The organism is Streptomyces sp. NPDC059256 (assembly GCF_042753785.1).
Lineage (GTDB): Bacteria > Actinomycetota > Actinomycetes > Streptomycetales > Streptomycetaceae > Streptomyces.
The window spans coordinates 97,690-118,317 of sequence record NZ_JBHYZO010000014.1 but is presented as its reverse complement, the minus strand read 5'-3'; the positions used below and the strand labels follow the sequence as shown (position 1 = coordinate 118,317).

At 68.5% G+C, this 20,628-nt stretch carries 15 protein-coding genes; 8 read left to right on the top strand and 7 right to left on the bottom strand.

Translation table 11 applies throughout. The features are described from left to right. Positions 1-28: 28 nt before the first annotated feature. The 4 genes from ACFXJL_RS25765 to ACFXJL_RS25750 form a co-directional block, all read right to left on the bottom strand. Entirely contained in the window at positions 29-1,030 is a 1,002-nt protein-coding gene (locus ACFXJL_RS25765) for an iron ABC transporter permease (protein ID WP_358880550.1), read from the bottom strand. Positions 1,031-1,068: 38 nt separating this feature from the next. After that, the gene (locus ACFXJL_RS25760; RefSeq protein ID WP_384634999.1) at positions 1,069-2,121 is read right to left on the bottom strand and encodes an iron-siderophore ABC transporter substrate-binding protein; all 1,053 of its coding nucleotides are present in this window, start codon (positions 2,119-2,121) and stop codon (positions 1,069-1,071) included. 244 nt (positions 2,122-2,365) lie between these two features. Then, positions 2,366-3,088, bottom strand: coding sequence for an AraC family transcriptional regulator (locus ACFXJL_RS25755; protein ID WP_358880594.1), 723 nt, complete (start codon positions 3,086-3,088; stop codon positions 2,366-2,368). Between the two features lie 293 nt (positions 3,089-3,381). Further along, positions 3,382-4,332, bottom strand: coding sequence for a LysR substrate-binding domain-containing protein (locus ACFXJL_RS25750; RefSeq protein ID WP_358880552.1), 951 nt, complete (start codon positions 4,330-4,332; stop codon positions 3,382-3,384). Positions 4,333-4,526: 194 nt separating this feature from the next. On the opposite strand from ACFXJL_RS25750, the gene ACFXJL_RS25745 reads away from it, so the two are divergent. From ACFXJL_RS25745 to ACFXJL_RS25725, 5 genes are all read left to right on the top strand, one after another. Continuing rightward, on the top strand, positions 4,527-4,829 hold the full coding sequence (locus tag ACFXJL_RS25745; protein WP_358880553.1) for a hypothetical protein: 303 nt from the start codon (positions 4,527-4,529) through the stop codon (positions 4,827-4,829). Continuing rightward, positions 4,823-6,058: a kynureninase gene (kynU, locus tag ACFXJL_RS25740; protein WP_384696095.1), complete on the top strand. Its 1,236-nt coding sequence runs from the start codon at positions 4,823-4,825 to the stop codon at positions 6,056-6,058. The genes ACFXJL_RS25745 and kynU overlap by 7 nt, the downstream gene beginning before the upstream one ends. 71 nt (positions 6,059-6,129) lie before the next feature. Then, the gene (locus ACFXJL_RS25735) at positions 6,130-7,911 is read left to right on the top strand and encodes a hypothetical protein (protein WP_358880555.1); all 1,782 of its coding nucleotides are present in this window, start codon (positions 6,130-6,132) and stop codon (positions 7,909-7,911) included. A gap of 55 nt (positions 7,912-7,966) precedes the next feature. Beyond that, entirely contained in the window at positions 7,967-9,409 is a 1,443-nt protein-coding gene (locus tag ACFXJL_RS25730; RefSeq protein WP_358880556.1) for an amino acid permease, read from the top strand. 618 nt (positions 9,410-10,027) lie between these two features. Next, a complete protein-coding gene (locus ACFXJL_RS25725) occupies positions 10,028-10,987 on the top strand; it encodes a pyridoxal-phosphate dependent enzyme (RefSeq protein ID WP_384696091.1) in 960 nt (319 codons plus the stop codon). 158 nt (positions 10,988-11,145) lie between these two features. On the opposite strand, the gene ACFXJL_RS25720 is transcribed toward ACFXJL_RS25725, so the two are convergent. Next, positions 11,146-11,859 carry a hypothetical protein gene (locus ACFXJL_RS25720; RefSeq protein ID WP_384696088.1) on the bottom strand — a complete coding sequence of 238 codons (714 nt, stop codon included), beginning with the start codon at positions 11,857-11,859 and terminating at the stop codon, positions 11,146-11,148. A gap of 640 nt (positions 11,860-12,499) precedes the next feature. Here ACFXJL_RS25720 and ACFXJL_RS25715 point away from each other — a divergent pair. The 3 genes from ACFXJL_RS25715 to ACFXJL_RS25705 all read left to right on the top strand — a co-directional run bounded on the left by ACFXJL_RS25715 (position 12,500) and on the right by ACFXJL_RS25705 (position 16,922). Next, the gene (locus tag ACFXJL_RS25715; RefSeq protein WP_384696084.1) at positions 12,500-15,133 is read left to right on the top strand and encodes a hypothetical protein; all 2,634 of its coding nucleotides are present in this window, start codon (positions 12,500-12,502) and stop codon (positions 15,131-15,133) included. A 284-nt stretch (positions 15,134-15,417) separates the two neighbouring features. Then, entirely contained in the window at positions 15,418-15,576 is a 159-nt protein-coding gene (locus tag ACFXJL_RS25710; protein ID WP_358880559.1) for a hypothetical protein, read from the top strand. Further along, positions 15,573-16,922 carry a glycosyltransferase gene (locus ACFXJL_RS25705; RefSeq protein WP_358880560.1) on the top strand — a complete coding sequence of 450 codons (1,350 nt, stop codon included), beginning with the start codon at positions 15,573-15,575 and terminating at the stop codon, positions 16,920-16,922. The genes ACFXJL_RS25710 and ACFXJL_RS25705 overlap by 4 nt, the downstream gene beginning before the upstream one ends. An 82-nt stretch (positions 16,923-17,004) precedes the next feature. On the opposite strand, the gene ACFXJL_RS25700 is transcribed toward ACFXJL_RS25705, so the two are convergent. Continuing rightward, on the bottom strand, positions 17,005-19,608 hold the full coding sequence (locus tag ACFXJL_RS25700; RefSeq protein ID WP_384696080.1) for a hypothetical protein: 2,604 nt from the start codon (positions 19,606-19,608) through the stop codon (positions 17,005-17,007). A gap of 242 nt (positions 19,609-19,850) precedes the next feature. Continuing rightward, positions 19,851-20,561: a VOC family protein gene (locus ACFXJL_RS25695; RefSeq protein WP_384696077.1), complete on the bottom strand. Its 711-nt coding sequence runs from the start codon at positions 20,559-20,561 to the stop codon at positions 19,851-19,853. Positions 20,562-20,628 lie beyond the last annotated feature (67 nt).

The window sequence follows — 20,628 nt, the reverse complement described above, 5'->3', positions numbered from 1 at the left end:
GGCGGTCGAGGGGGAAGGGCGACGGTGCTCACAAGGCACGTACTTTCTGCCTACGGACGATCCAGATGAAGAACGGGGCGCCGATCAGCGCCGTCACGATGCCCACGTCGATCTCGGTGGGCCGGGCGACGACCCGGCCGACCACATCGGCAGCCGTGAGGAGTGCCGCCCCGAGCAGTGCTGCGAAGGGCAACAGCCAGCGGTGGTCCACTCCGATGAGCAGCCTGCACGCATGGGGGACGACGAGACCGACGAAGGCGATCGGGCCGGCCACCGCCGTTGCCGCGCCACACAGTACGACGGCTCCGAGCGCGGCCATGCCCCGGGCGAGGGCGACCCGTTCGCCGAGTCCTGCCGCGAGTTCTTCGCCCAGTGCCAGGGAGTTCAGCGACTTGGCCGACAGCAGACTGATCAGGAAGCCCGCCGCGAGATAGGGGAGCACCTGCCCGATGCGCTCGAAGGAGGCGCCGCCCACCCCGCCGATCTGCCAGAGCCGGAAACTCCCCGCGATGTCGTTGCGCGGAAGTACCACTGCGGTGACGAGCGAGGCGAATGCTGCCGAGGTGGCGGCACCGGAGAGCGCCAGCTTCAAAGGGGTGGCGCCGCCACGTCCGAGCGTACCGACGCCGTACACGAATCCGGCCGACAGTGCAGCCCCCGCCATGGCCACCCACACGTACCCGGTCGGCGAGGAGAGCCCGAAGAACGCGACGGCCGTGACGACTGCGAGTGACGCGCCCATACTGACCCCGAGGATGCCCGGGTCGGCCAGTGGGTTGCGTGTCACCCCCTGCATGACGGCCCCCGAGAGCCCGAGCGCCGCTCCGATCAGCGCTGCGAGCAGCGTTCGGGGGATTCGCTTGCCGGCGGCGGCCTGTTCCAGGGACGCGTCCGCGCCCCCGAGCGCGGCCCAGACATCGGACCAGCCGACGGCCCGGGAGCCGAAGGCGACCGAGGCCACCATGAGCGCGGCCAGGACCAGGCCCACCGCGAGGAGCCACAACAGCTGGACCCGCACCGGACGTCGCATCGCGGTGGTGTCCGGTGTCCGGCAGGCAGGGGAGGGGGTCACTTGACCTTGTCCGCGGCCTTGGCGAGCGCGGCGACGTAGTCCTCCAGCACCCAGGAGATCGACAGGGGCGTCGGGTTGGCCGCCGTTGCGAGGGGCGAGCTGCCGGGGAGCAGATAGGTCGAGCCGTTGTTGATCGCGGGGACCTTCGACAACAGCGGGTCCTTGCGCAACGCCGTCGCCAACTCGCCCTTCTCGTCGCCGTAGCCGGTGATGATGTCGACGTCGTTGAACTCATCGATCTGTTCGGCGCTACGGGTGAGCGCGAACTTGTCCGTGCCCTGTGACGCCTTGGCGATGCTGCCGGGGATCTTCAGACCGAGGTCCTTGAAGAACAACGTCCGGGTGTCATGAGCGGTGTAGAAGCCCACCTTGCTGATGTCGCCGGGGTCGACGTGGGTCATGAACATCGCCGACTTGCCCTTGAGCTGCGGGTACTTGGCGACGGTCCGACCGATCTCGCCTTCCAGGTCCCCGATCAGCTTCTCGCCCTCGTCGGTGAGCCCGATGGCCTTGCTGTTCGTCCGGACGATCTCCCGCCACGGCGTCGCCCACGGGGCATCGGGGTATGCAACGACGGGGGCTATCTCGCTGAGTGTGGCGTAGTCCTGCTTGGTCAGACCCGAGTACGCGGCGAGGATGACGTCCGGCTTGGTGTCGGCGACGGCCTCGAAGTCGATGCCGTCGTTCTCGTCGAACAGGGTCGGGGTCTTCGCGCCCAGTTCGGTGAGCTTCTTCTCCACCCAGGGCAGTACCCCGTCGCCGTCGTCGTCACCGAAGTTCGCGGCGGCCATCCCGACGGGGACGACACCGAGCGCCAGTGGCACCTCGTGGTTGGCCCAGTTCACGGTGGCCACGCGCTTCGGCTTCTCGGGGATGGTCGTTGTGCCCAGGGCGTGCTTGACCGTGAGCGGGAATGCTTCGGACGACGACGATGAGCCCTTCGCGCCTTTGGTCTCGTCGTCGTCCCCGTTGGAGGAAGTGGTGCCGCAGGCCGTGAGGCTCAGGAGAGCGGCGGCTGCGATGGGCAGCCGCAGGCGATGTGAACGCATGATTTTCCAACCCCACTGGTCCGGTTGTCAGGTGCCGGTCCTCGCACGTCCGGTCCCGGGACGCCGTCGTGGAGTGTGTGCACCGCACTGAGTGCAAGCGGCTTAGGTAAGGCTTGCCTTGGCACTCTAGGAGGACGTTGAACCGTGTCGCAATCGAGCTTATGAGACACCTGATGTAGCGAACGGGACGTGCATCCCCTGGGGTCAGGGGGAAACGGCCCTAGCGCGGGCCGGACCGAGCGACTCAGGGCACCCGGAATGTGCCCGGCGTGAGCCCGGTGGTTCGTCGGAAGGCCGCCCCGAAGGCACTTGCGGACCGATATCCGACCTCCTCGGCGACGGCCTCCACCTCCCAGCCCCGGGTGAGGAGGGCGACAGCGTGCTGAGCCCGGACCGAGGCGATCCAGCGCGCGAAACTGGTACCGGTCTCCGCGTTGAACGCACGGCTGATGGTCCGGGCGCTCACGCACAACTCCTCCGCCCAGTCGGCGAGGGTGCGCTGGTCACCCGGATCCTCACGGAGCGCTTCGGCGATCGGGCGCAGCAGAGCCGAAGCGGGCGCCTGGACGAGCAGTTCGCGCGGCGACGGTTCGAGCACATCGAGCACCATCGCCTCGGTGGTCGCGCGCGAGGCGGGGGAGAGCCGAGAATCGCCGAGTCGCTCCAGCAGCAGCCGCAGCAGCGGGGTGATCTCGACGGCCACCGGTGTGTCGGAGATGGACGGCGTGGTGTGAAAGCCGAAGAAGCTCGCCCGGAACCAGGTGCCGGCGACCGCCGACCCCGAGTGCAGTGTGCCCGCCGGCATCCACATGCCGAGCGCGGGTGTGATCGTCCAGACACGTGCCCCCACCACGGCCGTCGACGCGCCGCGCTCATTCCAGAGCAACTCGTGGAAGGGATGGGAGTGCGCACCCCAGGTGGTGTCGTGCGCCACGACCTCGTCGTACGGCTGGATCCCGAATGGCATCACCACCGCGCCCGCCGCGACCACGGGCAGCGAACGCGCCTCCCGGGTCGTCCGCTGCGTCGCGGACGCCCCGCGCGCCGCCGCGGCAGCGAGAGCACCAGGAGCCTTCAAGGCTTCCGGCGCGGTCGCCACCGACGCGCGGTCGGCGTCGTCGGGGCAGGGCTTGGCATGAGGGCGCAGGGACGACATGCCTTCACCCTAGGGCGCTCCCCGCGGCCGGCAGGACCCCTCCGTCGACGGTGAACCGGGAGAACGACGCCGGGTCACGATGCGTCCGGGAGCGAACCGACCCCTCAGTGTGGGACCGCTGGAATGCCGCCGAGCGTCTCCCGCAGCAGGACCGCCTCCTGATCGAGGTGGTGGAGCAGCGCCTGTAGAGCGGGTGTGCGCGTGCGGTGGGCGGCCTCGGTGGTGCCCACCGTGCGTCCCACCGAGGGAAGCTCGACCGGCAGCGCGGCGAGGTGCTCGTCCTCGCGCAGGACCAGTTCGGGCAGGAGCGCCACCATGTCCGTCTCCAGCAGCAGTGCCCGCATGGTGAGGATGGAGGTGCATTCGACGCGGTCGGCGGGCAGTGTGAGGCCCCGGTCCACAAAGAGGGCACCGAGTTCTTGACGCAGGGCGGTCTGCTCGACCGGCAGGATCCAGGGGAAGCCAAGGGTGTCCGTGAGCGTGACGCCCGTGGCGTCCAGGAGCGGATGGCCGGAGCGGACGGCGAGCCGGATGGGCTCCCGGTACAGCATTCGCTGACACTGCCCGTCCCCTTCCGCGGGGGCCGATCCCACCCGACCCACGATGACGTCCAGCTCACCCGCCAACAGTGCCGGGTGCAGGACGTCCAGGGTTCCCTCCCTGACGACCACGGTGAGCCGCGGCCGTTCCCGTTTGAGTCGGGCGACCGCCCGGGGCAGGAGCACATTGGCGCCGGCCAGCAGTGTGCCCACGGTCACCGTGCCTTCCTGTCCCTGCCGCAGCCCGGTGAGGTGTTCCCCGGCCCTTCGCACCTCGGCGACCACCGTGCGGGCGTGTTCCACCAACGCCTTGCCGTACACAGTGGGCCGCATGCCACGCGGTACGCGCACGAAGAGCGGTAGGTCTGCGATGGCCTCCAGCTCATGGAGGGTCCGGGTCGCAGCGGGCTGGGTGAGGTGGAGGGATTCGGCCGCCCGTACGACGCTCCCGTGCTCGCACACCGCGATGAGAAGGGTCAGGTGCCGGAACTTCAGTCGGCCGTCCAGGAGGTCCATCCGGTGGGCTCCTTTCGGTGAGGCGAGGGGCTGAGGGCGGTGCGGCACAACGCCATACCGGTTTTGCTATACCTCCCACGTCAATCGGCATTGGATCGGCATAGGTGGGTGGGCGCACTATACCGGCACGCCCGGGGACGACTTTCGGACATAACCCCGGCCCAGCAACGGAGGTCTGCAAGGTGGGTTCACCCGTGCGGCATTACGTAGGAGGCGGTTTCCACGCGTCCGACGCGCCCTTCCCGCTCGTCGACGCGGTCACCGGGCGCGCCGTCGGCGAGGTACCGGAAGCGCCTCGGACGGTGGTCGACCGGGCGGTGCCCACGGCCCCGATGGCACTGCGCCACACTTTCGACACCCGCGACCTGCTGGTCGAGACGGGACGACGGCCGGTCGGCGAGCGGCAGGAACCGCTCATGCACCGCGCGCTCGATCCCACCTGGGACCGCGATGCCGGACCCACCCCCTCGTACGACGACGGAGACACCCCATGCTGACCGAACGCGCCGCCGCGCTGGACGCCGCCGACGCCCTCGCCCACGTCCGTGCCCGCTTCATCCTCCCGAAGGGCGTCGTCTATCTCGACGGCAACTCCCTGGGCGCCCTGCCCGCCGCCGTCCCGGCTGTCGTCGAGGACGCAGTGCACCGGCAGTGGGGCACCGACCTGATCCGCTCCTGGAACGGCAACGGCTGGTGGGAGGCACCGCTCCGGACGGGTGACACCCTCGGCAGGCTGATCGGCGCGGCCCCCGGTCAGACGGTGGTCGGCGACTCCACCAGCGTCCAACTGTTCAACACACTGCTCGCCGCCGCCCGCATGCGCCCCGGACGCCGGCTGCTGCTGACCGACCCCGACCACTTCCCCACCGACCAGTACATCGCCGACTCGGTGGGCCGGCTCCTCGGGCTCGAAGTCCGACGGGTACCGGCGCGGGAGGCCGCCGCCGTACTGGCCGCCGAGGCCGGCAACGTCGCCGTCGCCGCCTACGCCCCCGTGGACTACCGCACCGGCGAGCTGTACGACATGGCCGCGCTCACCGCAGCCGCCCACGCCGCCGGCGCCCTGATGCACTGGGACCTGTGCCACGCTGCCGGCGCCCTGCCCGTCGAGCTCGACGCCATCGAAGCGGACTTCGCGGTCGGCTGCGGCTACAAGTACCTCTCCGGTGGCCCGGGGGCCCCGGCGTTCGCCTACGTCGCCCGCAGGCACCAGGCGGACTTCGACCACCCCCTCACCGGTTGGCACGGGCACGCGGAGCCGTTCGCGATGTCCGGCACATACGCCCCGGGGGCGGACATCAGCAGGGCCCGGATCAGCACCCCGCCGCTGTTGTCGATGCTCGCCCTGGAAGCCGCGCTGACCGCCTTCGACGGGGTGGAGATGACGGCCGTACGAGAGAAGAACGTATCCCTGACCGGGTTCTTCCAGGAGTGCGTCGACGAACTCCTCGACGGCCTCGGCTTCACCATGGCCACCCCCCGCGACCCGGCGCACCGCGGCAGCCAGGTCGCCCTGCACCACGCGGAGGCGTACCCGCTCATCGCCGCGCTCACCGCCCGCGGTGTGATCGGCGACATGCGCGCCCCCGACCTGCTCCGCTTCGGTTTCAACGCCCTGTACGTCACGCACGCCGACGTTCTGCACGCCGTGCGGGAACTGCACGCCGTTGTGACCGGCGGCGAGCACCGCACTCCCGAGTTCCGGCAGCGCCCCACCGTCACCTGATTCGGCCCACCCGCCCGCCCCAGGGGCACACCGCACGTCCCGCTCCCTTCCTGCTCCGAAAGGACCGTTAGATGCGTCCCCTCCGCAGAAATGCCGCCCTGGCCACGGTGGTCGCTGCCGCCGCCACGGCCACACTCCTCGTCCCGGGTGTGTCCGGCGCTGACACCGCAGCCAGCGCCAAGGCTGCCACTCCCACCGACCCGAACATCCTCGATGTGTGCGAGGACCGCCGCCCCGTGGCGGCCGACCCGGGCTCGTACGGCATGCAGCTGGACGGCAGCTTCCGGCACCCCGCCCTCACTCCGGTCGACGAGCAGAACGAGCACCCCTTCCCGGGCCGCAACAAGAACTACGACACCCGCTCGTACATCAAGAACATGAAGGTCGAGGCGGCCTACGAAGGCGACGCCTTCACCCCCGACTACTTCCACACCTGGCAGAACATCGTCGACTTCGACGGCCGCCGCTACCTCTTCCAGTACAGCCGCTCCGACGGCCGCGTCTACGACATCACCGACATCAAGAAGGTCAGGGTGGTCGAGAGGATGAGCCGCAAGGACGTGGGCGGTGACGAAACCAAGGCGAACGGCGACTGGGCGGCGCACGACTACTGGGGTGCCTCCACCATCCAGTGGAACAAGAAGCTGAACGCGTACGTCATGGTCCAGAGCTTCGAAAGCCGTCGCCAGATCTCGGAGCTCTCCGACCACCCGCCCAAGGACAAGTACAACAACCCGGAGGGCGTCGCGAAGGTGCGCGCGAAGCCGGGGCTCAAGGGCTTCAAGGTGTTCCGTCTGGACGGCCCCCGCAAGAAGGACTGGAAGCTGCTGACGACGGTTTCCACCGACTCCACCCAGGCCAACCCGCTGAACACCAACCCGGCCAAGGCACAACAGGGCTCCGGCTCGATCGACGTGCCGCACTGGACCGGTGAGAAGTACATGTTCATCGCCACCGCGCCGAACGACACCTACTCCGGGACCGAGTACCCCACCAATCTGCACTCGGCGGGCTACCAGTCCTGGGACATGTCCAACCCGGCCCGCCCGAAGCTCCTCGACACCTGGCACCTGCCGGGCCAGCGGACCGGTGAGGAGGCCGCGTACCGGAACAACCCGCGCTGCGGCAACCGAACCAGCTGGATGGGCGCCCGGATGCCGCTCTTCCTCCCCAAGCCCGTCGAGAAGGGCGGACGCTACGCCTTCGCCGCGATGGGCGGCTACGGCCTGACGGTGCTGGACGTCTCCAACCCCTCGAACATGAAGACCGTGAGCCACCTGGACCTGCCGGCCTCGGTCTCGGGCACCGAGGGTGACAACATCGACGTCTCCCAGTACCAGAAGACCGGAATGATCTACTACTCCGGCTACCCGCTCACCGAGGACTGCTACGAGCCGTACAAGGACATCTACCAGATCGACGCACGGGACCCGAAGAAGCCCCGCGTCGTCGGTGTCCTCCCCCGCCCCACCCCGCCGAAGGCCGCCGGCATCACCGACTACTGCCAGCGCCGCGGCAGCTTCGGCCCCAAGCGCACCGGCTACTACACCAACCCGGGTCAACACACTTCCGGTGTCCTGAGCTACGGCTTCTACAACGCGGGCGTGCAGTTCTTCGACGTCTCCAAGCCCGCCTCGCCGGAGATCTCCGCCTATTTCGTCCCGAAGGCGTACGGTGCCTCCACCGCCGACTACGCGTACGGTAACCAGACCCACGGCGTCTACGTGGAGTGGGACCGCAACATCGCCTGGACGCTGACCAACCACGGCATCTACGCACTGTCCTCGTCGAAGGTCCTCGGCAAGCCGGACCTGAACGCACCGGCGAAGCCGTTCCGCAACAGCGAGTTCTGAGTCGTTGCCCCTCTCCCACTCCCGCTCAGTCACCATCCAGAAGGGCACCACCGCCATGGCCGCACCCAGCGACTCCGCACCGCCCGCCCCGGCACCCGACGCCGACGGCACCAGACCGGCACCCACCGGCGGAGGACTGGTCCGTTCCCTCACCCACCGCCAGACCACCATGATCGGGCTGGGCTCCGCGCTCGGTACCGGGCTCTTCCTCGGCTCCAGCACCGCGATATCCGTGGCCGGCCCCGCCGTGATCGTTGCGTATGCGATCGGTGCGGTACTGGTCGCCATCATCGCCGTCCTGCTCGGCGAGATGTCAGCCGCCCACCCGGTCCAGGGCTCGTTCGGCACCATCGCGCACCGCTATCTCGGCCCGTGGGCCGGGTTCCTCAGCCGATACCTGTACTGGTTCAGCGCCGTCGTCGTCATCGGGACGGAGGTCGTCGCCTCCGCGCTCTACATCCGCTGGTGGTGGCCCGAGGTGCCGATGTCGGTGGCCATCCTGGCGATCGCCGCGATCGTCCTCGCGGTCAACATCATCAGTGTGAAGTCCTTCGGCACCACCGAGTTCTGGCTCTCCAGCATCAAGGTGGTCGCGCTCTGCGCATTCATCCTGTGCGCCGCACTGCTGGTCTTCTTCGGTCTGCCCGACACGGAGGCATCCGGCTTCGCCAACCTCTCCGACGACGGCGGTTTCATGCCGCACGGCCTGGACTCCATCTGGCTGGCCATGTCCGTGGTGATGTTCGCCTACGCGGGCTTCGAGGTCGTCGCCATCGCCTCCGCGGAGGCGGTCGACCCGCAGCGCACCATCCGCACCGCGATGCGTCAGCTGGCCTGGCGGCTGAGCTTCTTCTACCTCCTCGCCATCACCCTGGTCCTCGCGCTGATCCCGTGGCGCAAGCTGGCGGAGGGCGACGGAAGCGTCGAGACGAGCCCCTTCGTGCGGGTCTTCTCGGAGGTCGGTGTGCCGGCCGCGGCGACCATCACCAACGCGGTCGTGCTCATCGCGGCCATGTCGGCCGCCAACGCCCACCTGTACGGCGCATCCCGGCTGCTGCACTCGCTCGGCGACGACGGCCTGGCCCCGGCGCCGACGGCCAAACTGAGCAAGCGCGGCGTTCCCGCGATCGCCCTGGCCGTCTCGTCCATGGGCATCGCCGCCGCGGCCCTGCTGGCCTTCTACGACGTCAGCGGCCTCTTCAACATCATGATGTCGATCGCGATCTTCGCGGTCCTGCTCGTGTGGCTGCTGATCCTCGCCTCGTACATCGCCTTCCGACGCCACCGGAAGGCGAACCCCGAGGAGTTCACCGGGTTCAGTGTCCCGGCGGGCGGAAAGCTGGCGGTCGTGGCCGTGGTCGGGGTGCTGGCAGTCGCCGCCACCGCGATCGAGGTCCCCGACATGCGCCAGGCAGCGGGCATCGGTCTCGCCTTCACCGCAGTCCTCGGCATCTGCTACTACGCCCTGACCACCATCCGTCGGTCACGGGAGAGCTGACATCCGCCGCATGAGCGGCTCTGCCTCTGGCACCTGAAGTCCGCGGGGCGCTGCTGTTCCACAGCAGCGCCCCGCGGCACGTTGTGTTGCGGGGCCGTGCGACTCGTCTCATGGCAGCCGCGGCGACCGAACAGCAGTCTGCGGCGAGCCCCCGATGCAGCAGGGCGCTGAGATGCGCTATATTGATCTTGTGCTCGCGGCCGGGATTCCCGGTGGTGGGACAGGCGTTGGTGGTCCAAGGAAAGACGCCCCACTTCCCGTGGGGAGATGCAGGTGCAAGGCTTGCCCAGCGCTCGATCAAGACCCCGGTCCCTCTTGGGGCCGGGGTCTTCTGTCTGTCCAGCCGCGGAGCGGTCGGACCCCGGGACGGTTTTCTGTGGGCGCCTCGCCCCACCTACGGTCCGGCCCCTGAGGCGGCGTATCGATGGTGGCGGACGACACCTGCATCACAGGGGAGTGGCCGGCCTGGCACCCTTCGGCCCGGGAGTGTGGCGGCGGCACGGGGTGGACTTCGGCGTCCCCGATCGAGGCACCGGGGCGTAGCCGGTCATCCGGTTGCGATCCAGCCGAGAGCCCGTCCTTGAGGGGTCGGGCGGATTCATGCCGGATGATGTACGAATGATCGATATCTCGGATGTGGAAGCAGCGGCCCGTCTGATCGAAGGGCGGCTCGTGCGTACGCCGACGGTGCCCAGCCCGGGGCTCACCGCGCTGCTGGGTGCGCCGGTGACGGCCAAGCTCGAACTGCTCCAGCACACAGGTGCGTTCAAGGCCCGCGGGGCGATGGCGAAGCTGCTCTCCCTGAGCCCGACCGAGCGGGCCGCGGGAGTGGTCGCGGTCAGTGGTGGCAACCACGGCATCGCCGTGGCGGTCGTGGCGGGCCTGCTCGATGTGAAGGCGACCGTGGTCATGCCGCGATCCGCACCCGCCCGCGCGGTCGAGATCGCGGCGGCGGCGGGCGCGTCAGTACGGCTGGAGGCCACGATGGACGGCGCCTTCGCCCTGATGGACCGGCTGCGGTCGGAGGGTCTGACCCTGGTGCATCCCTTTGACGACCCCCTCGTCATCGCGGCGCAGGGCACGGTGGGTCTGGAGTTCGCCGAGGACGCGGGTGAGTTGACCGACGTCCTGGTCAGCATCGGCGGCGGTGGCCTCATCTCGGGTGTTGCGGTGGCGATGAAGGCCCGCCGTCCCGGCATCCGGGTCTGGGGTGTCGAAACCGTGGGTGCGGAGGCCATGTCCCGGGCACTCGTGGCGAACGGCCCGGTCCCCGTCGAGCTGTCGTCGATCGTCTCCACTCTCAGCGCGCCCGCCGTCTCACGACTCACGTACGAGCACGTTTCGGCGCTGGTCGAGGATGTTCTCGTGGTCTCGGACGAGGAAGCCGTGCAGGGGGTGCTCGACCTGGCGCAGCACGCCAAGCTGTGGGCGGAGCCAGCCGCCGGTTGCCTGTTGCCGGCTGCCCGACAGGTCCTGGAGCGCGTCGGTGATGCAACCGAGGTGCGGTTGGGACTGGTGGTGTGCGGCGGCAATGCGGCGGTGTCGGACGTGGTTCGATGGTCGACGGAGCTGGGATGAGACGTCGAACCCCAAGAGGGCGTACACAGCGGTGGTCCCCGGGCACATGTGCACAGCCGGGACCCTTGTGCGGGAGCCGACGATGACATGCGGCCGAGCAGCGCCCCGACGCTCCAGTTGATGTGTGGCGGTATGGGGGAGGGCTGGAGACGCGGGCCCTAGAGCTCCCACCACCAGGCTTCGAGCTCATGGTGATCGGTGAACTCAAGGGGAACCGCGTAGGGCGAACCTTGCGCGATGGCGAGGGAACCGGTGCGGCGCACCACTGCGCGCAGGTCGCGCACGGCGGGCATCTCGGCGAGTTCGTCGACGTCGAAGGGGCAGCCTGCGGGCCCGCCGACGAGCGTCTCGCAGCCGAACGCGTACCACAGGCCGATGAGTTCGTGATCTCCTTCCTTCTCCGCGGCGGTGGCGATCTCACGGACCACATCGATGAGCAGGGTGGGGCGCGGAGGTCTGGCATCGGGGCCCCGGAGCTCCCCGACGGTGGTCATGCGCTGCCACAGCCCGGTGCCTGCGTCGCAGTAGAGGAACGGTGGTTCGACATAGCCGTCTTCGAGCCAGGAGTCGTAGCCGTCGAAGTCCGGGGCCTCTTCGTCGAAGGTGCGCAGCCCGGTGAACTCGTCCAGTGCGTCGAAGTACTCGGAGCGCTGGGCGTAGTCGGGGTGCCGGTGGACCGGGAACCGGTAGGTGTACCCACGACGCAGAAGGATCTCCATCACGCGGAAGTGTGTGAACGAGCAGTCGTACTCGCCCTGGAATCGGTACAGCACGGCGAACCAGTCCCGGACGCGCGGATCGTCCGACTCGCTATGGACATCCAGGATGCGGATCGAGTCCGCGACCAGGTCCTCGATCTCGTGCATGGACATCGGGTTCTCCCCCTGAGGCAGGCGACGACGAACATGTTCCCAGCCAGTGGACCGTACGGGCGAGCGAACGGAGGAACCGGTCGGGGCGTTCGATGCCCTTTGCCGGCACGTCACACCATGTGGGGCCGGCGGGCGTTCGGTGCCGTACGTCGTGCCCGGTTCCGGTGGTGTCGGTGCTTGCGGGGAGGGCCGGCGAGCAGCAGAAGGGGCGAGAGCTCTCGGGTGGACAGCGGCGTCGGTTCATTCCACTGCCCGCCATCCTTCACTCGGAGCTCTCCTTGTCCTGACGAGACCGGGCCGGACACGGCATGGCGGATCCCCCCCCGGGGCATCCCTTCGCCCAAGCGAGTGAGACCCGCCGGGAGGTCGGACTGGCGTCGGTGTGACTTGCCCGGTCGGCTATGTGGCAGGTCCCTGGCGATCACTCTCGTGGGCTCCCCCGGTAGGTGCGGTGAGCAGGTCGGCGCTTCGGGCCGTCCAGCACTCCGGGCGCCGTTCAAGCGCTTTGGGCCGTCCGAGAGCAGCCGGCGGGGCTTTCGGGTGAAACCGGACCCGCGGACGCGATCGGGTGCCGACTGCTCCTGTTGTGTTGGTAGGTGTGCCTGGGGGGATTCCCAATCCGATCGGAGTACATGTCATCATGCGTGGCTCTCCCGGCAGACGTCGCCATCTGGGCGTTCTCGCTGCCGTTGTCACCACCGGGGTGATGCTCGCGGCCCACCCCGGCGCCGTGGCACTCGCCGCCCCCTCGGAAAAGGCAGTGGCCTCGGCACCCGGCTCTCCCGGGATTCCGCAGCCGCCGACCGTCGTCTACGCCGAGGACTTCGAGAACGGCACCGGCCAGACCCCGATCCTGCTGAACAACTACACCGGCGCGCCGCCGACGAACGCGAAGTACACGGCGGCGTCCCAATGGATCGACGCACCCCACTGCAACGGGATCATCCTGAACCAGTCGGGTGCCAACCAGTCCGCCTGCCAGAGTCAGAACCCGGTCGCCATGGCGTCGTTGAAGTTCATGGCCAATGTCCTCGGCGTGGTGAACGGCGCAGCGAACCCCTCCAACAACCACGCGGTCTCGGCCTACACCGACGGTGCGAACCCCGGCGCGAACCGAGTCGAGTTCCAGACGGTCAACCCGCTGCCGCTGCCCACCACCAACCGATTCATCACCTTCTCGGTCGATGTGGCAGCCCAGAACTGTTCCGCTTCCGCTCCCCGGCTCCAGTTCTACCTGACGGGCGCCGGACCAGACATCCCCGCCTTCAGCCAGCCGATCAACCCGTGCACCGACCCCCGTGCGCAGACGTACAACATCGGTCCCCGGGCCATCGAGGCGGGCTCCTTCGCAAGTGACGGCTCCGTTCTGTTCAGCGGACCGTCCGTGGGCATCAAGATGACCAATGCCAACGGCAGTGGCATCGGCAACGACCATGCCTACGACAACATCCGCATCCTGGACGTCACACCCCAGCTGGACAAGGAGTTCGTGCCGGCGTCGATCGATACCGGGGATGTGGCGACGGCGACGTTCACGGTCACCAACACCACGGACCTGGCGGAGAAGAGCGGCTTCGGATTCACGGACTCCCTGCCCGCCGGTGTCACCGTCGCCGCCACTCCCAATGCCGCGACGACCTGCGGGGCGGGTACGGTCGCCGCGACCGCGGGCGGTTCGTCGATCGCCCTGACCGGCGGAGTCCTGGCCGCGGGCGTGGCGTCCTGCACCGTGACCGTGGACGTCACCGCGAGCGCGGTCGGGACCTATGTCAACGAGCCCTCCGATCTGACGCCGACCGGGGTGAACCCGCCGGGGCCCGCTCCCATCACGGTGACCGTGCCCGGCTCGCCGTCCATCACCAAGCAGGTCGCCGAGTCCTCCTTCGCCGTCGGCCAGCTGCTCCACTACACCTACATCGTGACCAACAACAGTGACCAGGCGCTCAGCAACGTCACCGTCACCGACACGGGACCGGGCACACCGACCGTGACCTGTCCGCCCGGTTCACTCGCCGCGGGTGCTTCCGTCAACTGCACGGCCACCTACACGGCCACGCAGGCCGATGCCGACACCGGGACCATCACCAACACGGCGAACGTCACCGGCACCCTGCCCTCGGGAACCGAGCTCACCGCGGTGAGCAACCAGGTCGTCGTCCCACTGCGGTCGCTGACCATCACCAAGGCGGCTGAGGAGACGCAGTTCAGCGCCGTCGGTGAGACGATCCGCTACACCTTCACGGTCACCAACAACGGGCGCGTACCGCTGTCGGACATCACCGTCACGGACTTCGGGCCCGGCGCTCCCGCTGTGACCTGCCCGGGCGGAACGCTGGCGCCCGGCGCGACCGTGGGCTGCACCGCCACCCACACCACCACCGCGGCAGATGTGCAGGCTGGTGAAATCGTCGACTCGGCGACCGCCACCGGCACGACCGAACAGGGCGACGACGCCGAAGCGGACAGCAACACCGTCACCATTCCGTACGTCGCACCCACCCAGGTCGACCTCGCGGTCGTCAAGACAGGCCCTGCGACCGTGAGCGCGGGCGGACAGATCACCTACTCCCTCGTCGTCACCAACAACGGTCCCGGGAACTCCACGGGATGGACGCTGACGGACACCATCCCCGCGGACCTCTCGAACGCAGCCACCAGCACACCCGGTTGTGGGATCGGCGCAGGAGTCCTGACCTGTACGGGCGGCGCACTCGCCGAAGGCGCCAGCGTCACCATCCAGGTCACCGGGACCGCAGCCCCCGGCGCCACGGTGATCGAGAACACCGCCAGGGTCACCGGTGAGGAGGACGACCCCGACCCCGGCAACAACACCAGCACGACGACCACCTCCGTACCTTCGGTGAAGATCGTCAAGAAGCAGAACGGATCGGCAACCGTCGAGCCCGGGGACACGGTCTTCTACACGATCACCGTGCGGAACACCGGAGCCGCGCCGACCGCCGCCTCCTTCACCGATGACCTCAGCGACCTCGTCGACGACGCCGCCTTCAACAACGACGAGAGCGCCACGGTGGGCAGCGTCACCTATGACGCACCTGATCTGAGCTGGAGCGGCACCCTCGCCGCCGGACAGACCGCGACCATCACCTTCTCCGTGACGATCAATGAGCGGCCGTTCGGAGACCTCAAGCTCGACAACACCGTCGTCTCCGAGACTCCCGGTAACAACTGCCCGGTCACGAGCAGTGACCCGGACTGCACCACCCACGGCACCGTCAAGGTTGAGGACAAGGACAAGAAGGACCGCGCCTGACGAGCCGGCCCCGGTGACCGATGGCCCGAACCACACTGCTGTGGCACCGAGCGGTGACGGCCACCGGGCCTGAACCACCCCATGGCTCCCTTCCGCACTCCGGGAGGGAGCCATGGGACTGCCGCGGCGGAACCCATCGAGCCTGCACCGATCCACACGGCGCCGCGTTCGAGTGATTCATGCGATGAACGCCTGTCCAAGAACAAGCGAAGCAGGCCCTGCGTGGTGACATGTCGTCACCGAAGGTGCGACAAGCACAACACCCACGAAGGGCAGGAACCAAGATGTACGGAGGCCACCTCGCACACACCGGCACAACGGTCGTGGCGATCGGAGGACTGACAGTGGGAGCCGGCTGGATCGTGGCACTCGCCGCGCTCATGATCGTGATCGGAGCCGTGCTGGTGCGGTTCGGATTCCAGAGACGAACCTTCCAGCCGTGAGTGCCCCCGTCGTTGCCAGAAGGCCACGCGCACTCGTCGTCGCGGCGGCGCTCCCCCTACTCGTCGTCGCCTGTTGGGCAGCGGTACGGGGCCTGGAGGCCACGAGCCTGCTCAGCGGCGGCCCGACCGCCTCGGTGTGGCTATGGGCACCGGTGGCAGCCCTGCTGGCGGGCCAGACCGTCCTCTACGCCTGCGAACGCCCCCACCGCGCTGACACGGTGGGACAACAGGCACTCGACCGGCTCCGGGTAGCCGTGTTGATGCCCGTCTACAACGAGGACCCGGCCTACCTGCGAGCCGCTCTCACCGCCCTGGCCGCCCAGACCCGTCGTCCCGAGGCCGTCCACCTTGTGGACGACGGCTCCGACGTCGACTACACCGAGATCCAGGACTGGTGGACGCGCCACGCGCACGAGGCCGGTGTCCACACCAGTTGGCAGCGCACCCCCAACCGGGGCAAACGTCGGGCCCAGGCCACCGGGCTCGAACACGCCGACCAGGCGGACATCATCGTCACGGTCGACTCGGACGCAACGCTCGCCGTGAACGCCCTCGACGAAGTGCTCCAGCCCTTCGCTGACCCCCGCGTCCAGGGTGCGGCCGGGCTCGTTGTCGCCGCGAACCACCGCGCCACCTGGCTCACCCGCCTCACGGACCTCTACTTCGTCGCCAACCAACTCGTGGACCGCTCCGCGCTCTCTCCGCTTGGTGCGGTGATGGTGGCACCGGGCAGCCTCGCCGCCTACCGCGCACCCATTCTTCGCGATCATCTCCCGACCTATCTCGGCGAGACGTTCCTCGGCCGGCCGGTCCAGTTCTCCGACGACTCCCTCCTCACCCTCTTCGCCCTCCTCAAGGGACGCGTCGTCCAACAACCCACCGCCGTCGTCTTCACCGCCATGCCCGAGCGCACCGGTCACCATCTGCGTCAATATCTCCGCTGGATGCGCGGATCCACCATCCGCTCGCTCTGGCGCGCCCGTCATCTCCCCCTCACCCATCCGGCGTACCTCGCCCAACTCCTGCGCTGGTTCCTCCAACTCCTGTGCACCGGAGCCCTGGTGTGGCTCGCCGCCGTACATCTGCACCACGGCACCGCGCCGTCCCCGTGGTTGCTCACGGTTCCCCTCGCCATCGGCTACGCACAGGCCCTGCGCTACCTCACCCTGCGCCGCAGCGATGAGACCCCGGCCCACCAGACGGTCACCTGGCTGCTGACCCCGCTGGCCCTCGCCTGGGGCTGGACCGTGCTCCGCGCGGTGCGCTGGTACGGAACCCTGACCTGCGGCCGAACCCGCTGGGGCACCCGCACCACCGGCCCCGAGGTCATCCTCGCAACGCCGTAGCCACACACTGCCCGCACCATGACGACGGCCGCGGAGCCCCGTGCTCCGCGGCCGTCGTCATGGGCCGCCCGCGTCCTTCCCCTCAGTCCTTGTCCTTGGCGATGACGGTCCCGTGGGTGGTGCAGCGGGTGTCCGTGCTGTTCACCGGGCAGTTGTTGCCGAGCGTCGTGGACATGACGGTGTTGTCAATGCGCAGATCGCCGAAGGTCCGTCGATCCGTCGTGATCGAGAAGGTGATGGTGGCGGACTCACCGGCCGCGAGTGTCCCTTCCCAGATCAGGATGGGCTCGCTGTAGTCGACGGCTCCGGTGGTCGCGGTGGCGTCGTCGTTGTACTGGGCGTCGTCGAGGAGACGGGACAGGTCGTCGCTGAAGCTCGCGGACACCGGGGCGGCTCCCGTGTTGCGTACCGTGACCGTGTAGTTCACGGTGTCGCCCGCCTTCACGGCCGAGGGACCCTTCTGCTTCTTGATGATCTCCACCGACGGTACGTTCGTGGTGGCGGTACTGGTGTTGTTCGCCGGGTCCGGGTCCGGTTCCCGCCCGGTGACGGTGGCCGTGTTGGTGACGGTGGTGACGTCTGCGGCGATGGTTCCCGAGAACTGGACGGTGACGCCTTCCCCATCGGCAAGCGCCGCCCCGGTGCAGGTCAGGGTGGCCGATCCGATGGTGCAGCCCGGACTGTCGGTCGTCACACCCGTCAATGAGTCGGGAAGCGGGTCGCTGAGCGTCCAGCCGGTGGAGTCGGCGGGACCGTGATTGGTCACGGTCAGGGTGTAGGTGACGCGTTCGCCCGAACCGGCGGTGGCGGGCCCGGTCTTCTCGACGCCGAGATCGACGAGGAACGGTCGGTAGGGGACCGTGACCGTGCCACTGGTCGCCCGTGCGGTCTGCCCCTGTCGATCAGCGCCGCTCGCAGTGGCCGTGTTGACCACCTGCCCGGCCTGTACGTCGGCGGCTGTGGTGGTGTGCGTCGCGGTGCACCGCAGGGTGGCGCCCGGGGCGAGCACGATCGTCGGGCACATCACATTCGGCGTGCCCGGTCCGTCATCGGTGACGGTGACATCGGTCAGTTGGGTGCGCCCCGTGTTCGTGACCCGGTAGACGTAGTGCAGTGTCTCGCCCGCTGCCGTGAAAGCCGGCTCGAAGACGGCCTTCTGGACCGCCAGTGAGCGCAGGGGAACGACGACGGTGTTGCTGGTGCCGCTGAGTCGGGTGCCCGCGTCGGTGGTACCCGTGACCGTCGCCGTGTTGGTGATGGTGCCCGTCGCCGCATCCCCAGCCGTCGCCGTGTACAGCGCATTGCAGGTCACGGAGGCCCCCGGGGCCAGCGGCCCGGCCGGGCAGGTGACCGTCGGGCTGCCCGGCCCGTTGTCGGTGACCGTCACATCCGTCAAGGGCTCGTCGGCGTGGTTGGTGACGCGGTACGCGTAGTGCAGTTGCTGCCCCGAGCTGAACGACGCTTCGGCGGCTGCCTTCACCAACGACGGGCCGGGAGCGGTGACCGTCAAGGTCGCCGCCGCTGGGGCATCGAGCCCGGTCAGGGAAAGGCCCGCGGGAGTGTTGGTGTAGACGCCCTCGTTGGCCGCGGTGACATCCACGGTCATCGTGCACGATGCTGCACCGGTCTCCAGGTTCGCATTGGCCAGTACCACCGTGGACGTTCCGGCACCTGCGGTGACAGTCCCGTCCCCGCAGGTCGTGGACGCGTTCGGCGAGGGGGCCACCACCACGCCGGCGGGCAGCGTGTCCGTGAAGGCGAAACCGTCCTTCGCCGCCAGATCGCTGGTGTTGGTGATGGTGAACGTCAGCTGTGACACCGCGTTCTCGGAGACCGTCGACGGGTTGAACTCCTTGTCGAGCTGGGGAGTCACATCCAGGATGCTGATGTTGTCGAACGCATGGTCGTTGCCGCCTCCGCCCCCATTGGCGTTCACCATCTTGATGCCCACGGAAGTGCCGGTGAACAGGACCGATCCGTCGCTGGCGAACGAACCCGCCTCCACGTCCTTGTCCCCGGCGTCGTACGTCTGCGCCCGTGGATCGGTGCAGGGGTCGATGGGGCTGGTGAACGTGGGGACATCCGGTCCCGATCCGGTGAGATAGAACTCCAACTGCGGTCCGGACGCGAAGCAGTTGATCGCGGCGACATCGACCGAGAAGGTGATGAACCGGCTGTCGGTCACCAGCGGGATCGGATCCACCGTCGCGAACTCGGTCAGGTCCGCCCCCGGGCTTCCGGCGGTCCAGGCGGAGACGGCATGGTTGACCGTCGGATCGGCCGATCCCCCGACCTGGCCCAGTACCCCCGCCATGTCCCGCAGATCGAGCATCGCCACCGAGCTCGCGCTCTCGCAATCCGGCTGGTCCTCACCCGATTCGCTCAGGATGATGCCGTTGCACTGCGCCGGATCCAGCCAGTTCGGGTCAGCGGTGTACATGGCGTTCACCGGTGGCGCTCCGACGTACTCGTCGAGCAGGATCGGAGTGGGGCCCGTACCGTTCTCGAAGTCTTCCAGGAAGACCGCGACCGGGTCCTGCGGCACACCCGGAGTCCCAGGTGCTGCCCGTACCACCGCGGTCGCCGACGACGGAGTCGCCCGGGCAGTGGTCGCGGTCGGTACGGCCACGACCGCCATTGCGCACAGGACGGCACCGAGCCGCCGCCCACGGGAAGTACCACGCATCTCGCTGCGCACTCCGCTCCTGGATTCCATCCCCCGTGGGAGGGATAGCACAGTGCGGTGGACCGGTGTGGCAAAGGCCCGGTGTGGCGACGATGTGCATCACTCGTACGGGCCCGGACCGGGAGGCACCTGAGCGGCAGCCACCTCGACGAAGGCCGAGAAGGCTGGCCATGGGCTGCTGCCGCGATCGTATGGGTTAGCCGGAGACCGCTGTCGACACCGCCGTTGGGTCGAAGTCCGACTCATGCCTTCAAGCTGCGGACCAGGAAAAACAGTCCTTCCGGACTGCGCAACCGCACCGTGCGACAAACAGTCTCCCCGGACCGGGTGACCGACTCGTGGGCATGGCCGTCTGCGCGGGCGACGACGCCGTCCAGATCGTCGACTCCGACTGCAAGCTCCCACTGCGGGGCGGACGCACGTGGTCCGGCGATGAAGTCGGCACACAGCAGTGGAGTGCCGGTCGTCTGCTCGTAGAAATGCCGGGCCCTGTCCGGCTGATCGCAGGTCAGGACCATGTGGTGGGGAGCGCCCGACAAACCGGATGGGAGCTTCCATCCGCCGGAGTGGTGTGGCTGCCACAGGGAGAAGGCGGCGCCGACCGGATCGACCAATGTTGCGATGCGGCCCTGATCACCCGCGTCGAAGGGCGGCAGGACAAGACGAGCGCCATGCGCCGTCGCCGCTTCGACACGGCGATCGACGTCCTCCACCGCGAGGTAGTAGGCGATGTGGGCGGGTGTTCCCGGTGGGTAGACGGGATTCGCCAGGTCACTCACACCGCCGATCAGATGACCGTCGACGGCTATCTTGGTCGCCTTGCGCCAATCCTTCTCATCCACCTCGAAGCGCCAGCCCAGTGTCTTCGAGAAGAAATCGGATGTGCCGACCAGGTCCCGGGTCTTGAGGTCCATCCAGCAGAATTCGTTCAGTGAACCCAGACGGGTCGTCATCCTGTGCTCCTTGTCATCCCGATGTCGAGTATCGAGTGCCAAGACGACTTCGCAAGGGGGTTTTCAC

What these genes read in the sequence shown, in the direction of transcription:
- ACFXJL_RS25720 (WP_384696088.1), bottom strand. Translation starts at nt 11,859, where the DNA reads ATGTCCATGCACGAGATCGAGGACCTGGTCGCGGACTCGATCCGCATC.
- ACFXJL_RS25735 (WP_358880555.1), top strand. Translation starts at nt 6,130, where the DNA reads ATGCGTCCCCTCCGCAGAAATGCCGCCCTGGCCACGGTGGTCGCTGCC.
- kynU (WP_384696095.1), top strand. Translation starts at nt 4,823, where the DNA reads ATGCTGACCGAACGCGCCGCCGCGCTGGACGCCGCCGACGCCCTCGCC.
- ACFXJL_RS25730 (WP_358880556.1), top strand. Translation starts at nt 7,967, where the DNA reads ATGGCCGCACCCAGCGACTCCGCACCGCCCGCCCCGGCACCCGACGCC.
- ACFXJL_RS25725 (WP_384696091.1), top strand. Translation starts at nt 10,028, where the DNA reads ATGATCGATATCTCGGATGTGGAAGCAGCGGCCCGTCTGATCGAAGGG.
- ACFXJL_RS25760 (WP_384634999.1), bottom strand. Translation starts at nt 2,121, where the DNA reads ATGCGTTCACATCGCCTGCGGCTGCCCATCGCAGCCGCCGCTCTCCTG.
- ACFXJL_RS25755 (WP_358880594.1), bottom strand. Translation starts at nt 3,088, where the DNA reads ATGCCATTCGGGATCCAGCCGTACGACGAGGTCGTGGCGCACGACACC.
- ACFXJL_RS25750 (WP_358880552.1), bottom strand. Translation starts at nt 4,332, where the DNA reads ATGGACCTCCTGGACGGCCGACTGAAGTTCCGGCACCTGACCCTTCTC.
- ACFXJL_RS25765 (WP_358880550.1), bottom strand. Translation starts at nt 1,030, where the DNA reads ATGCGACGTCCGGTGCGGGTCCAGCTGTTGTGGCTCCTCGCGGTGGGC.
- ACFXJL_RS25715 (WP_384696084.1), top strand. Translation starts at nt 12,500, where the DNA reads ATGCGTGGCTCTCCCGGCAGACGTCGCCATCTGGGCGTTCTCGCTGCC.
- ACFXJL_RS25700 (WP_384696080.1), bottom strand. Translation starts at nt 19,608, where the DNA reads ATGCGTGGTACTTCCCGTGGGCGGCGGCTCGGTGCCGTCCTGTGCGCA.
- ACFXJL_RS25710 (WP_358880559.1), top strand. Translation starts at nt 15,418, where the DNA reads ATGTACGGAGGCCACCTCGCACACACCGGCACAACGGTCGTGGCGATC.
- ACFXJL_RS25695 (WP_384696077.1), bottom strand. Translation starts at nt 20,561, where the DNA reads ATGACGACCCGTCTGGGTTCACTGAACGAATTCTGCTGGATGGACCTC.